Source organism: Bacillus sp. FSL K6-3312 (assembly GCF_038007485.1).
GTDB lineage: Bacteria > Bacillota > Bacilli > Bacillales > Bacillaceae > Bacillus > Bacillus pumilus.
This window is the reverse complement of the sequence record NZ_JBBOXI010000001.1, coordinates 3,393,767-3,408,827: the sequence shown is the minus strand read 5'-3', so window position 1 is coordinate 3,408,827 and position 15,061 is coordinate 3,393,767. Positions and strand designations below refer to the sequence as shown.

At 41.2% G+C, this 15,061-nt stretch carries 14 protein-coding genes and 1 other annotated feature; of the genes, 11 read left to right on the top strand and 3 right to left on the bottom strand.

The annotated features are described in order from the left end of the window. Window positions 1–59 precede the first annotated feature (59 nt). The gene (locus MHI11_RS17950; RefSeq protein WP_044139347.1) at window positions 60–1,853 is read left to right on the top strand and encodes a M3 family oligoendopeptidase; all 1,794 of its coding nucleotides are present in this window, start codon (window positions 60–62) and stop codon (window positions 1,851–1,853) included. A 209-nt stretch (window positions 1,854–2,062) separates the two neighbouring features. On the opposite strand, the gene MHI11_RS17945 is transcribed toward MHI11_RS17950, so the two are convergent. Then, entirely contained in the window at window positions 2,063–2,797 is a 735-nt protein-coding gene (locus MHI11_RS17945; protein WP_044139348.1) for an alpha/beta family hydrolase, read from the bottom strand. Between the two features lie 189 nt (window positions 2,798–2,986). Here MHI11_RS17945 and MHI11_RS17940 point away from each other — a divergent pair, with 189 nt between their 5' ends. From MHI11_RS17940 to MHI11_RS17920, 5 genes are all read left to right on the top strand, one after another. Further along, window positions 2,987–3,835: a YitT family protein gene (locus tag MHI11_RS17940; RefSeq protein WP_003212797.1), complete on the top strand. Its 849-nt coding sequence runs from the start codon at window positions 2,987–2,989 to the stop codon at window positions 3,833–3,835. Between the two features lie 48 nt (window positions 3,836–3,883). After that, entirely contained in the window at window positions 3,884–4,219 is a 336-nt protein-coding gene (gene cccB, locus MHI11_RS17935; protein ID WP_044139349.1) for a cytochrome c551, read from the top strand. Window positions 4,220–4,599: 380 nt separating this feature from the next. Further along, window positions 4,600–5,286, top strand: a complete 687-nt coding sequence (ftsE, locus tag MHI11_RS17930) for a cell division ATP-binding protein FtsE (protein ID WP_034660129.1) — start codon at window positions 4,600–4,602, stop codon at window positions 5,284–5,286. Beyond that, window positions 5,279–6,169, top strand: coding sequence for a permease-like cell division protein FtsX (ftsX, locus tag MHI11_RS17925; RefSeq protein ID WP_340961897.1), 891 nt, complete (start codon window positions 5,279–5,281; stop codon window positions 6,167–6,169). The genes ftsE and ftsX overlap by 8 nt, the downstream gene beginning before the upstream one ends. A 111-nt stretch (window positions 6,170–6,280) precedes the next feature. Then, window positions 6,281–7,546, top strand: coding sequence for a murein hydrolase activator EnvC family protein (locus MHI11_RS17920; RefSeq protein ID WP_340913130.1), 1,266 nt, complete (start codon window positions 6,281–6,283; stop codon window positions 7,544–7,546). Between the two features lie 50 nt (window positions 7,547–7,596). Here MHI11_RS17920 and MHI11_RS17915 read toward each other — a convergent pair whose 3' ends face one another. Then, on the bottom strand, window positions 7,597–8,337 hold the full coding sequence (locus MHI11_RS17915) for a sulfite exporter TauE/SafE family protein (RefSeq protein ID WP_044139352.1): 741 nt from the start codon (window positions 8,335–8,337) through the stop codon (window positions 7,597–7,599). A gap of 153 nt (window positions 8,338–8,490) precedes the next feature. Here MHI11_RS17915 and ctpB point away from each other — a divergent pair, with 153 nt between their 5' ends. The 3 genes from ctpB (at window position 8,491) to MHI11_RS17900 (ending at window position 11,893) form a co-directional block, all read left to right on the top strand. After that, window positions 8,491–9,939, top strand: a complete 1,449-nt coding sequence (gene ctpB / locus MHI11_RS17910; RefSeq protein WP_340961894.1) for a carboxy-terminal processing protease CtpB — start codon at window positions 8,491–8,493, stop codon at window positions 9,937–9,939. A gap of 344 nt (window positions 9,940–10,283) precedes the next feature. After that, window positions 10,284–10,637 (top strand): swarming motility protein SwrAA, encoded by a 354-nt coding sequence (locus MHI11_RS17905; RefSeq protein WP_003212923.1) that lies wholly within the window; start codon window positions 10,284–10,286, stop codon window positions 10,635–10,637. 68 nt (window positions 10,638–10,705) lie between these two features. Then, complete coding sequence (locus tag MHI11_RS17900; RefSeq protein WP_340961892.1) at window positions 10,706–11,893, top strand: PDZ domain-containing protein; 1,188 nt, start codon at window positions 10,706–10,708, stop codon at window positions 11,891–11,893. Between the two features lie 10 nt (window positions 11,894–11,903). On the opposite strand, the gene MHI11_RS17895 is transcribed toward MHI11_RS17900, so the two are convergent. Next, entirely contained in the window at window positions 11,904–12,269 is a 366-nt protein-coding gene (locus MHI11_RS17895; protein ID WP_003213136.1) for a winged helix-turn-helix transcriptional regulator, read from the bottom strand. A gap of 229 nt (window positions 12,270–12,498) precedes the next feature. On the opposite strand from MHI11_RS17895, the gene MHI11_RS17890 reads away from it, so the two are divergent. Then, window positions 12,499–13,173, top strand: coding sequence for an NAD(P)H-dependent oxidoreductase (locus tag MHI11_RS17890; protein WP_044139356.1), 675 nt, complete (start codon window positions 12,499–12,501; stop codon window positions 13,171–13,173). A gap of 90 nt (window positions 13,174–13,263) precedes the next feature. Continuing rightward, window positions 13,264–13,488 (top strand) — a binding site (T-box leader). Window positions 13,489–13,563: 75 nt separating this feature from the next. Beyond that, window positions 13,564–14,913 (top strand): amino acid permease, encoded by a 1,350-nt coding sequence (locus tag MHI11_RS17885; RefSeq protein ID WP_003212968.1) that lies wholly within the window; start codon window positions 13,564–13,566, stop codon window positions 14,911–14,913. Window positions 14,914–15,061: the final 148 nt, after the last annotated feature.

Below are 15,061 nucleotides of genomic sequence, written 5' to 3'. Positions count from 1 at the left end.
CGCCATACTGACTCTATATCCTTTGTATGATGAAATTAGCAAATAAAGGGGGAAATATTTTGGGATTAACAACATTACAAGAGACGTGGGATTTAGATGCCTTTTTTAAAGGAGGCAGCTCTTCACCAGAATTTAAAACATACTTGCAACACATTCAGCAGCTATTAGATGAATTACGACAAAAGGTCGATGCCTTTTCAAAAGAAGATACACACATTGAAAATAGGTTAACGTCTGTCCTTGACACGTATGAAACCACATATAAAAAACTGTCTCAAGCAGGTTCATTTGTTTCCTGTCTTCAGTCTCAAAATACAAAGGATATGAAGGCTGGCAGTCTTCGAGGTACGATTGCTAAGCTGGAAGCTGATTTAGGTACCATTCTTGCGCTGTTTGATCAGGCGCTTGCTGCCATCTCTCCTGAAAAATGGGAGGATCTCATGAATTCAGAGACCTTTTCAGATGTTCGCTACATATTAAATGAACGCAGAGAGCGCGTGAAGGATCAATTGCCTGTTGAACAAGAAACATTGATTCAAAAGCTAGCCGTTGATGGCTACCATGCGTGGGATGAGCTTTATTCTAGCTTAGTGAATAAGATTACGATTCCGTTTGAACAACATGGTGAAACGCAGATGATCTCTGTCGGCCAAGCGGAAAATGCGATGGATAATCCAGACCGTGAAGTCAGAAAGGCTGTTTATCATAACCTAGAACATGCATGGACGCAGGACGAACATCTATTTGCAAGCACGCTCAATCATTTGGCAGGTTTTCGTTTGCAAGTATATGAAGCAAGAGGCTGGGATCATATCTTAAAAGAGCCGCTTGATATTTGCCGGATGAAACAAGAAACCCTTGATGCCATGTGGTCTGTGATTGATGAACATAAGCAGCCATTCATTGATTATTTACATCGAAAGGCTGACATGCTTGGAGTGGATAAGCTAAGCTGGTTTGATGTTGGGGCTCCTATTGGCAGTGAGACCAAGATCTATCCGTATCAGGAAGCAGCTGCTTTTATTGTGAAGCATTTCGCTGGGTTTGGAGAAGAGCTTGCTGCTTTTACAGAAAAGGCCTTTAATGAGCGCTGGGTAGAAGCTGAGGATCGCCCGAACAAACGAGTAGGCGGTTTTTGTACAAATTTCCCTGACAGCGGAGAGTCACGCATTTTTATGACCTTTTCAGGCAGTCCATCCAATGTGGCGACACTCGCGCATGAGCTTGGTCATTCGTTCCATCAGGAAGTGATGCAGGATGTTCGCATTCTTAATCGCAAATATGCGATGAATGTAGCTGAAACGGCGTCGACATTCGCAGAAATGATTGTGGCTGATGCTTCATTAAAAGAAGCGGCAAATGAAGAGGAGCGCCTCAGTTTGTTAGAGGATAAGCTGCAGCGAAGTGTAGCTTTTTTCATGAACATTCAATCTCGTTTCTTATTTGAACAGCGCTTTTATGAAGAGCGTAAACAAGGAGAAGTGCCGGCGGACCGGTTGAATGAGCTGATGGTAGAAGCGCAGAAAGAAGCCTTTGGTGACTCACTAGATGAATACCATCCGCATTTCTGGGCGTCTAAGCTGCATTTCCATATCACGGGTGTACCGTTTTATAATTTCCCGTACACATTTGGCTACATGTTCTCACTAGGAATTTATGCAAAGGCCTTGCAGGCTGGTACTTCGTTTGAAGAAAAGTACATTGCATTACTAAAGGATACAGCTTCAATGACAGTAGAAGATTTGGCCTATAAGCACTTAGGTGTCGACCTTACCCAAAAAGACTTTTGGGAGGAAGCCATTAGCCTCGCTGTAGCAGACGCTGAAGAGTTTTTAGAAGCGACGAAAAAGTGAAAATGAAAAGCCCCCATTACGGAAGCTTTAGATTGTTGACAAAGGGTTAAAATGATCTTTATTTTAGCCCTTTGTCCTTTCGGCGTGATAGAAAACCTTTGAAGTCTAGGAAGGACGAGCACTGGAGCGAAGCGAATTTGACATTCGTGAGCACCAGCGCGCAGGACTGACAACGAATGCGAGGGTTTGTCTACACGCTGAACCTCCCATTACGGGAGCTTTTTTGCTGGTTTTAGCCATTCAAGCATCGTTTGAATGATATCCTTTTGCTGAGTGAGGGCTGGAATGTCCGCTGGCTGATCACCTTTTTGTTTACCATACATGCCAAACTGAGCATGGTTCCCGCCTTTTATTTCATGATAAACGGTTTGAGACGGCAAATTTGTTTTCGATTGCTTGATTTTCTCTTGTGTCGCAAGTCCGTCCTTTTCACCTGATATAGAGAGGACGTTCAAGGACGGTGATTTCAGCTCATCTGATGCTGGATAAGACGCAAGGAAAAAAAGACCGTCGAGTTTGCGCTGATTTTTTTCTGCAAACATAGCGGCGGCTGTTCCGCCTAGTGAATGACCGCCAATATACCAATGTTTGATCGTTTGATGATCTTTCATGATATCTTGTGCTTTATTTGTATGAAAAATCGCAAACGAAAATGGCATGTCAGGGATAAAGACAGAGTAGCCTTTTTTCATCAATTCATTCCCGATATAGGCGTATGAAAGTGGTTCTACCTTTGCTCCTGGATAGAGAATGATGCCCGTATCGCTTTTTGTTGATGCAAATGTATAGACGTTGTTTTTATGTTCCACTTGCTCGATGTTCACTTGCTTTTTTAATGCGGCAGATGGTCCGTATGTAAAGCGGCTCCATGTATAGAAAGCACCAAAAGCCAAAATGATCAGTGCAAGTAATGTAATGCCTATGATCTTCAGTATTTTCTTCATCGCATGTCCCTTCTTTCTCATGTACATATTAAATATACCATCATTTGCTCCTATGCCAAACGGCAAGCACGCTGATCCGTTTGTGTGATAAAGTATTAATCCATTAGCACTGCATTTGGCTGTTATTTACATTCGTAATAGGAGGGCTTAAAATAGGTGTGCATTCAGAAGTAACGGAGGAAGACAGACATGAAGCAGGGACATTCACAATTATGGATTGAAGCAAAAAATTACTTGTTCATTTTAATCGGATCAGCCATTGTGGCGATTGGATTTAATACGTTATTATTACCGAATCAGATTGCCGCAGGTGGTGTGAGCGGGATTAGTACGATTATGCAGTCATTCGGCTTTGAAGCGGCATATGTGCAGTGGGGGCTCAACATTCCGCTGTTTATCGCTGGCTTTTATTTATTAGGCGGTACATTTGGCGTGAAAACGCTCGTTGGCTCTATTTTCTTACCTTTGATGGTGTTTGTCACAAGACATATTGCACCTGTGACACATGAAGCGCTCTTAGCAGCCATTTTTGGCGGAGTGGTGATTGGGATCGGCATAGGGCTCGTGTTCCTTGGAAATGGATCAACAGGTGGAACGGCGCTCGCTGCCAAAATCATCAATAAATATACAGGACTCACGCTTGGCACCTGTTTAGCGATGATGGATGGCCTAATTGTCCTGGCTGCGATGACTGTTTTCGGGATTGAAGAGGGACTGTACGCTGTCATTGGTGTGTTTATTTCAAGTAAAACGATTGATGTCGTACAGGCCGGCTTCAGTCATTCGAAAATGGCGATGATCATTACAGGGCATGAGGATGAAGTCAGACAGGCAGTATTTGATCAAATTGACCGTGGTGTCACAAAAATCTCAGCAGTCGGAGGATATACCGACCATGACCGTCCAATTCTAATGTGTGTCGTTGGACAGTCACAATTCACAAAGTTGAAACAAGTGGTGAAAGCAATCGATGCATCAGCATTTGTCATCGTAATGGATGCAAAAGAGGTGCTTGGTGAGGGTTTTAAAAGGGCGTAAACAAGGATATAATAGCGTTGACCAAATGATTGTAAGGGAGGGAAATTGATGCAAAAGAGCGGATTAATGATGCTGTTTGCAGCGATGCTTCTTGTTCTTGCGGCTTGTGGAGGTAATTCAAGCAGCAGTGACAGTGACAAAGAAGGCAGCAAAAGTGCTTCAACTGTGAGCAGTGGTGAGGAAATTTATCAGCAAAACTGTATTGGCTGTCATGGGAAAGACCTATCTGGCGGAGGCGGACCAAGCCTGAAAGAAGTAGGGAAGAAATATAATGAAAGCCAAATTGCAGATATTGCACAGAATGGTAAAGGCTCTATGCCAAGCGGAATGGTAGATGAGAAGCAAGCAAAAGAAGTAGCAAAATGGCTTGCAGAGAAAAAATAAAACCTTTGTCTAATCGACAAGGTTTTTTTGTTTTTATATGTAGAAAAAGACTTTTGAATAGTATGGAAACGCATTATATTAAATTTTATTTAAAAAATAAGGGTAAAAAGGCACACTTTTCGGTTTTAAACGTTGTTTTTACCTTTTAACGATAAGTTTTGAAATATAAATGTAATACCATTGCGTCGATTCATGACGTATAATTGGAGTTGTTGAAATTTAGACGATTCATTTTTTTCATCTTTTTGGATGAAAAGGACATAAATTGCTTGTACGTATCGAAGGGTATGTGCGTGACCATACATAACGTTTTTTGACGATAAGTGTCAAAACATCATGATAAGCTGTTAGTCAGCAATAAGAAAAGATTAGGTGATTACATGATTGAAATGAAGGAAGTCTACAAGATCTATCCTAACGGTGTAAAGGCGATCAATGGAATCAATGTCTCTATCCACCCAGGAGAGTTTGTGTATGTTGTTGGTCCCAGTGGTGCTGGTAAATCCACTTTCATCAAAATGATGTATCGTGAAGAGAAGCCAACCAAAGGGAAAATCTTAATTAATAGCAGAGATTTAGCCTCAATTAAGGAAAAAGAAATTCCTTACGTAAGAAGAGAAATTGGCGTAGTGTTCCAAGATTTCAAACTACTTCCAACCCTCACGGTGTTTGAGAACGTGGCATTTGCTCTTGAAGTCATTGGGGAACAGCCTCATATCATTAAGAAAAAAGTGCTGGATGTACTTGATTTGGTACAGCTCAAGCACAAAGCACGACAATTTCCTGACCAGCTGTCTGGCGGTGAACAGCAGCGTGTATCTATCGCTCGTTCAATCGTGAATAGTCCTGAGGTTGTCATTGCAGATGAGCCGACAGGAAACCTTGATCCAGATACATCTTTGGAAATCATGAAGACACTCGAAGAGATTAATAACCGCGGAACAACAGTCGTCATGGCGACACACAACAAAGAAATTGTAAACAGCATGAAGAAACGCGTCATCGCAATCGAAGATGGAATGATTGTGCGTGACGAAGCAAGAGGGGAGTACGGCATTTATGATTAAAACTCTCTCGCGGCATTTACGTGAGAGCTTCCGTTCACTTGGAAGAAACACGTGGATGACATTTGCATCAATTAGTGCGGTCACTGTCACATTGATTTTAGTTGGGGTTTTTCTTGTGATTATGCTCAACTTGAACAACATGGCATCGAATGCTGAAAAAGAAGTAGAAGTAAAAGTGTTAATCGAATTAACGGCGAATCAAAAGCAGCAGGATGAATTAAAAGCAGAAATTGAGAAGATTCCTGAAATTAGTGATGTCAAGTACTCATCTAAAGATGACGAACTAAAAGCGCTGATTAAAAGCTTTGGTGAAAATGGACAATCCATGGGACTTGTTGATCAAGAAAACCCATTAAACGATGCGTTTGTTGTGAAAACATCAGATCCACACGATACACCAAAAGTAGCGAAGAAATTAGAAAACCTAAAAGGTACGTATAAAGTAACCTACGGAAAAGAAGAAGTCAGCCGACTCTTTAATGTGGTTGGAGTGGCGCGAAATGTAGGGATTGCGCTCATCATTGGGCTTTTATTTACAGCTATGTTCTTGATCTCTAATACGATCAAAATTACGATTTTTGCTAGACGTAAAGAAATCGAGATTATGAAACTCGTAGGTGCAACGAACTGGTTTATCCGCTGGCCATTCTTCATTGAAGGATTACTGCTTGGTGTATTTGGTTCCATTATACCAATCGCTCTATTGCTTGGCACATATCAATATGCAGTGGGCTGGGTGGCACCAAGAGTACAAGGCTCATTTATTTCCATGCTTCCATATAACCCATTTGTCTTTCAAGTTTCACTGGTCCTTCTATTGATCGGTGCAATCATTGGTGTATGGGGCAGCTTGACATCCATTCGTAAATTCTTAAAAGTATAAATCTATTTTTGATGGCAGCACTCGAGAATTTGCTAGAAGATGTGACCGGTTGAACCGATTCATCCGGTCGACTCTTCATGCAGGCAGTTGTCATAGGAGGGGAATATCGTTTTGAAAAGAAAGCTGATGATGGCTGGAATGGCAGCGTTTATTGGAACAACGTGGCTATACATTCCAGGGAACGAGAATCGTGCATTCGCATATGAAGACCTAGATCAAAAACGTCAACAAATCGAAGAGAAAACATCAAAGACTGAATCAACTTTGAAGAAAAAGAAATCAGAGCTGGCTAAGCTTGAAAAGAAAGAATCCAAGCTCAAAAAAGAAATTGAAAAGATTGACCACAAGGTAAGTGCTGCAACTGAAAAAGTCGCTGAAAAAGAAAAAGAAGTCAAACAAACGAAGCAAGAGATCAAGAAACTAAAAAAAGACATTCAAGTCATCAATGATCGAATTGAAAAAAGAAAAGCTATATTCAAAGATCGAATTCGTTCGATGCAAAAAAGCGGCGGTACGATCAACTATTTAGATGTGCTGCTGGGTGCTCGCAGCTTTAGTGATTTTGTCGGTCGTGTTGGGGCTGTCACAACCATTGTCGAAGCAGACAAAGACATGATTACAGAACATGAAAATGATTTAAAGCTGGTGGAGCAAAAAGAAGCAGAGCTAAATAATCAGCTAAGTGGACTTGAAACATCTCTGAAAGAGCTAGAAGAGTTGAAAAAGGATTTGTCTAAACAGCAAAAAGAAAAAGAGAAAATCTTAGGGAATGTAACAGATAAAAAGAATCATACTCATGATGAATTAGGCAAACTTGAAAATGAACAAGAAATTTTAGCGAACCAAAAAGCGGCTGTGAAGTCTGAGGAAGCACGCCGCCAAAAGGAAGAAGCAAAGAAAGCGGAACAAGCAGCTGCTGAAAAAAGTGCACCTACACCTCAAAGTGGCGGTTCAGATCAAGTATCTGATACACCAGCAAGCAGCTCAGGCTTTATTAAACCAGCTGCTGGTCGATTCTCATCTGGCTTTGGCGGACGTTCTGGCGGAAACCACTACGGTTTAGATATTGCAGCAAAAGGCACAGTATCTGTCGTCGCAGCTGCATCTGGAACAGTCACGAACTCAAGCTACTCATCGAGCTACGGGAATGTAATATTCATTACGCATAATATCAATGGACAGACTTATCAAACGGTATATGCCCACCTGTCTACAAGAAGTGTGTCCACAGGGCAGAGAGTCGAGCAAGGACAATTCCTAGGATACATGGGGAATACAGGCCAGTCACATGGTCAGCATCTCCATTTTGAAATTCACAAAGGATTATGGAATGGCGCAAAATCAAATGCAGTCAATCCAGCGCAATATATTCGCTAATCAAAAAGCCGATAACATCACGTTATCGGCTTTTCTTATTCTAAATAAAATTAAAATAACAGCAGTAAACCGGCAATAATAGGTGTTAACAGTACAGCCGATTTCAATAAAAGCTTCGGTGCAAGGCGTGTGAATTTTGCGCCAATATATGCGCCTAATACTGTTCCGATTAAAATTTGAATCAGCAAGATAAAATCAACATAGCCCTCTGTAATATATCCAATTCCACCACCGATGGAAATCGGAATAATGACAAGCATTGTCGTGCCAACTGCCTGTCGAATGGAAAGTCTCAGTAAAATCAAAAGTCCTACTTGGATAAATGGTGCGGACCCGATACCAAACATACCTGACAGCAATCCGGATACAAGTCCTAAAATAATACCCCTTATGAGCAGTTGATGTGAAGAAAGCGGCTGCTGCTCAGCTTCTTCCTTCAGAACAAATAATTTGATCATCATAAACACAGCGGATAAAAAGAGCATGCCAGCTGTTAAATAGTGCAGATTTCCTTCTGGGATAAAAGGAGCAATCTTAGCTCCCGCAAAGGAAGCAAAACAAGCCAAAGCTCCGACGATCAAACCAGATTTCAGCTGAATATTCCCTTCCCGGTAATGGCTGTATGCACCTGATAACGTCGTAAATGCCATTGCGGCTAAAGATGTCCCAAGTGCGGTATGGATAGGGATATCAAAAATTAACGTAAGCAATGCGATAACAAAACCAGCACCGCCTGCACCTACAAATCCTAATAAAATTCCTAATAATAGCATCGTCAATATAATATACATAGCGAAGACTCCTTCTCGATCATAACAAAATAAAAATTACACCTAATAAAATAATTAGTCAAGCCTTCGCGACAGAATGTCTTTACATGAAATCCCTTCTTCTGGCATATAATAACTCAGGTCATCAGGAAGAGTTGAAGAAGGAGGCCAAATATGAAAAAACAAATCGCATCTATTATGGCAAGTGTCGTTCTATTAATCAGTGCAGGGGTGATGACGCATAAAGAGGGAACTCATGCAGAGTCACCGCAAGCAGCTGCTGCAATGGCTGGACAAGCTCAATCAAGTGATAAGGCGAAAGAGAATGGTATGGAGAAAATTGAGAAAGCCTATGACCTTATTTCGAATGAATATGTAGAGGAAGTGGATCGCCAAAAGCTGCTTGAAGGCGCCATTCAAGGAATGCTTTCAACTTTAAATGATCCGTATTCAGTATACATGGACAAGCAAACCGCCAAGCAATTTTCTGATTCGCTTGATTCTTCTTTTGAGGGAATTGGGGCAGAAGTGGGGATAGATGAAGGAAAAATCATTATCGTCTCTGCCTTTAAAAAATCCCCTGCAGCAAAAGCAGGTCTAAAGCCGAAAGATGAAATCATCAGCATTGATGGTGAGTCGATGAAAGAAAAAAGCTTAAACGATGCTGTACTGAAAATACGAGGGAAAAAAGGAACATCCGTCGCTCTGAAAATCAGACGAAATGGGATTGAAAAAGAGTTAACGTTCCAAATCAAACGAGAAGAAATCCCACTTGAAACCGTGACTTCCTCTGTGAAAGAGGTGAATGGTCATAAAACAGGCTATATCGCGATCTCAAGCTTTTCAGAAGATACTGCGAAGGATTTCACGTCAAGCCTGAAACAGCTCGAGAAAAAGGGCATAGAAGGTCTTGTGCTTGATGTGAGAGGAAACCCTGGCGGCTATCTGCAAAGTGTAGAAGACATTCTGAAGCACTTTATCACAAAGGATCAGCCTTATATTCAAATTGCAGAACGGAACGGCGACAGGAAACGCTATTTTTCAAAGCGGAAAGAACAGAAGCCTTACCCAGTTAATGTTTTAATTGATAAGGGCAGTGCATCCGCTTCTGAAATACTTGCTGGTGCTATGAAAGAAGCCGGAAAATATGAAGTCGTCGGTGATGTCTCCTTTGGTAAAGGCACTGTGCAGCAGGCGGTTCCAATGGGTGACGGCAGTAACATTAAATTAACGTTGTATAAATGGCTCACGCCAAAAGGGAATTGGATTCACAAAAAAGGTGTCGTACCAACGATTGCGATTCATCAGCCAGATTACTTTACTGTAGGACCGCTTCAGCTGAAAGAACCACTTCAGCTTGATATGAACAATGAAGAAGTGAGACAAGCACAGACGATATTAAAGGGATTGTCATTCGACCCCGGCAGAGTAGACGGCTACTTTGATGAAGAAACGAAAAAGGCGGTATTAGCCTTCCAAAGCACATACAATCTCGATAAATCAGGTGTAATTGATCTGAAGACAGCGAAAATGATGAACAAAATGGTGGATGAAGTGAAATCCTATAAAAAAAATGATCTTCAACTGCAGACTGCACTAAAAGCACTATATCTTAAAAAATAAAGAGGCGAATAAATGCCTCTTTTTTTTGGTTCATAAGTGTCACAAACATGTAATAGTTTATTCTTAAAAATAAATTATATCGAGAAATATATTCATTTATTTTACAAAAAACATAACATTCCTTCGATTTTACCCGATAACTTATTTATATAAGAGACTTTCTGTTGATTTAAACATGTCATGAAAATGAAACTTTTGAAAGTTGTATGTTACATAAATAATTCTTACAATATAAAGTAGCACTCATTTTAAATATTTTATTTTTTGCGGATATTCAGCTTGAGCATTAAGCTGTACCGAGGTTTGCGCTTTTCTTAAAAGAACTAGTAAATGGGGGTACACAATTGAAAAGGGCAAGTATTGTGAGAGAGAAAAAATATTACGAGTTGGTAGAGGAGCTTAAGAGTCGTTCGAAAGATGTGACGTTTTCCGCTACAAAGGCATTAAGTCTGCTCATGCTGTTAAGCAGGTACTTGGTCAATTACACAACGGTAGAATCAGTCGACGAAATCGATGAAGACTGTGCTGAGATATACTTCAATTATTTAATGGATAATCATAAGAGACTTGGTATAAACTTAACCGACATCAAGAGGTCGATGCAGCTGCTCGGCGGCATACTAGATGTAGATGTCAATCACTACTTAAAAGATTTTTCACTGTCCAATGTCACACTTTGGATGAATCAGGAGAAATAAACCTGGTGTCAAGCATCGATTTATTTGATAGAATAAGAGAAAATGCTTGACTTGGGCGGTGAACGATAATGAGCTCGGAGTGGATGGGAGCTGGATTAAATGCGGTCGGTCTGTTTTTAATCCACCCTCTTTTTTATTTCATGATATTAATCAGCCTGTTACATGGCTACATCCGCGTAAAGCGGGAGAGAAAAGCGTTTCAAACAAGAATAGAAGATGTATACGATGAACTTAAATTTACATATTCAAAAGGATGGATTCTAGGGATTTGCCTATCCGTCATTTCAGTAGGCTTAGGGATTGCCCTCCCACCTGGATTCATCGTGCTGATTGCAGCGATGACCATCGTTTGCTCTTTATTCTTTAAGGCGAGTGCGCTTTCGTCTGCATACACACTCGGTTTCAGTTTTATTGCGGCACTAGGACTCATGTATGTCCAAGTGAGTCATTCATGGCTGCCGCAGCTCTCAATGATGAATGCATCAGCCGTTGTTATTCTGCTAGGTCTTTTATTAATGACCGAGGGGATTCTAGCCTATCGAACGGCGCATTTACGAACATCGCCTGCAATGGTGATGAGTGCGAGAGGACTTTTGATTGGGCAGCAGCGGGCAAACCGTCTGTGGCTTTTACCGCTTGTTTTGCTGATGCCGGCAGGTGAATTTACTTCTTCTCTGCCATGGTGGCCGGTGCTTCAAGTACACGATCAAAGCTTTTCATTTATTTTGATTCCATACATCATCGGTTTCGGGCAGCGGATTCAAGGATCGCTGCCAATTGTGAGCATTCAAATTACGGCACGGCGTATTCTCATGCTTGGACTCGCTGTTGCTTTACTAGGTGCTGCAAGTATTTGGTTTACGCCGATTGCATGGGCAGCTGTATTGATAGCGATTGCCGGAAGAGCTATCCTTTCATGGAAACAGAGAGTTAACGACAATGCGGCTCCATTCTACTTCTCTAAGCGTAATCAAGGGCTAATGGTGCTGGGAATCATTCCGAATACACCTGCAGCTGATTTAAAGCTTGAGATCGGAGAAGTCATTACAAAGGTGAATGGAATTGAAGTCAAAACCGTTTCGGAATTTTACGAAGCCCTTCAAACCAATCGTGCTCTGACAAAGCTTGAGATCATTGGCTTGAATGGTCAGACAAGGTTTGAGAAACGCGCTTCTTACGAAGGGGAGCATCATCAGCTTGGCATCCTGTTTGTGAAGGATGATCCACAGCAAGAATCAACGGCGATTTCATCATAAAAAAAAGCTGCTAGAGATGGCAGCTTTTTTCTTTTGGACGCGCTTCTTTTCCATAGGATTCGCCCCATTCACGCATAGCGAAGATGATAGGCTTTAACGTATCTCCTAGAGAAGTGAGTGAATATTCGACACGAGGAGGGACCTCCTCATAGACTTCTCTGTGAACAACGCCGTCTTGTTCTAGCTCGCGCAATTGCAGCGTAAGAACACGCTGAGAAATTCTTGGCAGAAGCCGGCGTAATTCGTTGTATCGTTTTGGACCGCAAGTCAAATGATAAAGGATCACTCCTTTCCATTTTCCTCCTATTACACTCGAGGTGGTTGAAACGGGACAGCCATGATTGACAATACTGACTGGATTGGATGGTGCACTCATTTTTACACTCCTTTCTAAGACGAAATGGGTGATAAACGAACATGATTGTACCTAACGAACAAAAATGTGCGTACTTGAATCAAAGGAAACTTTTCTTTTACCATAGAGGTATCACATCACACATTCGGTCTGTTCGTTTTCTTATCATAACAATTTCTATATGGGAATGGAAAGAAATTGGATTCGTGAAACTTCACACCCTAATCGTTCACTAGAAAGGATGAATACCATGCGAGACAAAGAGCAATTAAAAAAAGAAATCATTGAGGCGTATGAATTCCGTCATGCGACAAAAGAGTTTGACCCGGCGAAAAAGATTTCAGAAGATGACTTTGCGTTCATTTTAGAAACAGGAAGACTTTCTCCAAGCTCTGTCGGCTTTGAGCCTTGGAAGTTCCTCGTCGTTCAAAATGAAGCATTTAGAGAGAAATTAAAAGAATATACATGGGGTGCGCAAAAGCAACTTCCAACTGCCAGCCATTTTGTGATCATTTTGGCAAGAACAGACGCCCGGTATGATTCACCATATGCAGAATACATCAACAAGGAAATCAAAGGAATGACAGACGAAACGTTTGAGATGGTAAAAGAACGCTACAAACAATTCCAAGAGAATGATCTTCATTTGATGGAAACTGACCGTACGCTCTTCGATTGGGCTTCCAAACAAACGTATATTGCCCTTGGAAATATGATGACAGCCGCGGCACAAATCGGCATTGATTCATGCCCTGTTGAGGGATTCAGCTACGATGAGATTCATCGTATGCTTGAGGAAGAAGGATTACTTGAAGATGGTCAGTACGACATCTCTGTCATGGCTGCCTTTGGGTATCGAGTCATTGAGCCAAAGCGCGGCAAAACGCGTCGTCCAATGGATGAAGTAGCCGTTTGGATTCGTTAAAAGAAAATGTCTGAAAAAGGCTGTTGACAATTGCGTGGTTAGTCAGTATATTTAAAAAATAAAATCTTTTATAAATAGACAAATTGACTATAAAACGCTTTGACTTGAGAATAGTAAATGAATATCCGTTTTCTAAGAGAGCTGCGGGTTGGTGCAACGCAGTAAAACGGATCATTGAACTCGCTCAAGGAGCGGCAAGACTGAATGAATAGTAAGTCTTTACGTGTGACCTCCGTTATTGGGTTTCAAGTTGGATTCAGCTATGTCTGAGTCAATAAGAGTGGTAACGCGGTTGCAAGGTCAGTCGTCTCTTCAAGGAGATGACTGGCCTTTTTATATGCTTTTATCTTATATTTGTCTGAAGATTCAAATTTAAAGGAGCTATAGAAAATGGAAAAGGAACATGTGCAGTTAAAACGAACAATGACGTCAAGGCATATTATGATGCTCGCACTTGGCGGTGCCATCGGTGCTGGTCTGTTTAAAGGAAGCAGTTCTGCCATTGATATCGCGGGTCCTGCTGTCATTTTGGCATATATGATTGGTGGTCTTATTTTATTATTTATTATGCAAGGACTTGCCGAAATGACAGTTGCACGACCTGGCGCTAGAACATTCCGTGATCTAATTGAACCTGTGTTAGGCAAATACCCAGCCTATTTCTTAGACTGGATCTATTGGAAAATGTGGGTGTTGAACATTGCAGCAGAAGCGATCGTGTCTGCAATCTTTATTCAGTACTGGTTCCCACAAGTACCGATTTGGACACTTGTGTTAATCATTTCACTTGTTGTGACATTGATCAATGTTTGTTCAGTCAAAATGTTTGCTGAAACAGAGTACTGGTTAGCTTCTATTAAAATTGCTGTCATTCTTTTATTTATTATCATTGGGTTAACGATGCTGTTTGTCTCATTCGGACAGCATGCAGCACCGGGATTATCCAACTTAACCGAACACGGAGGATTTTTCCCGAATGGAACAGGCGGCTTAATTGCGGCAATGCTGGTGGTCGTGTATTCATATGGCGGAACTGAAATGATTGGGGTTACATTAGCAGAAACGAAAAACCCTGAAAAAGTCATCCCAAAAGCCATTCAAAGTACATTTGTACGAATCATCGGTTTTTATGTACTTCCGTTCTTCATCATCGTCAGCTTAATTCCTTGGAATCAAGTAAACAATGAACAAGTGAGCCCATTTGTCACAGTGTTTGCAACGATTGGTGTGCCATATGCAAGTGATATCATGAACGGGATTATTTTATTAGCGATCTTGTCTTCTATGAACTCTGGTCTGTATGCTTCTTCAAGGGTACTATTTACACAGGCAATGGATGGCCGTATATGGAAGGGCTTTTCGAAGCTGTCGAAACAGCAGGTGCCAGTCAGAGCGATTCTAGTATGTACATCTACTTTGTATGCAGCCGTATTAATCTCTCTTTTTGTAGGAAGTCAAACCTTTAATTATTTAATGGGATCTTTAAGCTACACGGTCTTATTCATTTGGTTTATTATTGCTGTCGGGCATCTAAAGTCTCGAAGCGTAGCAGCACCAGGAGGATATCGCGTCAAGCTGTATCCCTTCACAACATGGTTTTCTGTCATTGCGATCATTGCCATTTTTATTGGCGTAGTATCAACAACTCCGATTGTCCAAACCTTGGTCACAATGGGTATCTATCTCATCATCACGCTTTCTTTCTTCATCAATAGAAAGCGGTTTGAAACAGCTGTTTAATTTAAAAGCGTGCAGGACTTTTGAAGAAGGTCTCGCACGCTTTTTTTAATGCAGTTTTATTGTTTGAACGAAAGCAATCGACTATCCTTTTGAAAGGAAATGATGCATAAAAGTAGATGATCAAAAAGGGGCTGAAAATAGCTGTTCA